Source organism: Aeromicrobium sp. PFPM2_SD2 (assembly GCF_057364525.1).
In genome coordinates this window covers 1-942 of the sequence record NZ_JBNFNZ010000659.1, presented here as the reverse complement: position 1 = coordinate 942, position 942 = coordinate 1, and the positions used below count along the sequence as shown (strand labels likewise).

Here is a 942-nt window from a genome sequence, read left to right as displayed (position 1 = left end):
CGGAGCGGTCCTTGCCGCGAACGAGACGGGCCAGCGGCCACGTGGTGGTGCGCACCGCGCGGCGGCGCGAGACCGAGCCGACCGACTCCACGACGTCCGGGACGCCGGCCGCCGAGGCGAGCCCGTCCTCGAGGCCCGTGACGTCGCCTCGCCGATGCCGGGAACCTCGGCCGTGCCGACGACGTCGGCGATGCCCGACGCGATGCCGCTCAGCTCGGTGCCGAGACGCTCGCGCGAGGCCTGCTTGGCCCGGATGCGGCGGGCCAGCTCACGCTTGAGGTCGTCCACGCCGTCGCCGCGCGCGGCCGAGATGCCGATGACCGGGACGTCCGGCAGGCCCTCCTCGGCGAGGATGCGGCGCAGGTCCGCCAGGGCGCGCTCGCGCTGGTCGAAGGGGATGCGGTCGATCTGGTTGAGCACGACGATCGTGACGTCCGCGTACGCGGCCATCGGCCGGATGTAGCGGTCGTGGATGGCGGCATCGGCGTACTTCTGGGGGTCGAGCACCCACACCAGCGTGTCGGAGTACGGCAGCAGCCGCTCCATCTCCAGGTGGTGGGAGACCTCGGTCGAGTCGTGGTCGGGCAGGTCGAGCAGCACCAGGCCGTCCAGGCGCGTGTCGTCGCTGGAGCGGTCGAGCATGCTTTGGCGCGAGACCTGGTGGCGGGCCGGGATGCCCATCCACTCGAGCAGCTCCTGAGCGCCGTCGGGTCCCCACGCGCAGGCCAGCGCCCACGTCGTGGTCGGGCGGCGGACGCCGGTGCCGGCGATCTCGAGGTCGGCCAGCGCGTTGAACAGCGAGGACTTGCCCGAGCCCGTGGCGCCGCCCAGCGCGACATGGTGTGCTCGCCGGACAGCTTGAGCCGCTCGGCGCCGCGGCCGGTGACGTCGGCGGCCGGGCGCAGCAGCGCGGGGTCCGAGGTGGCCCGAGGCCGCCGTCGA

General features: G+C 74.3%; 1 protein-coding gene. It reads right to left on the bottom strand.

Annotation, left to right across the window (positions count from 1 at the left end; translation table 11 throughout):
• On the bottom strand, positions 1 to 942 hold a 942-nt coding region (locus AC2W7G_RS17230), incomplete at both ends, for a GTPase (protein WP_485869516.1).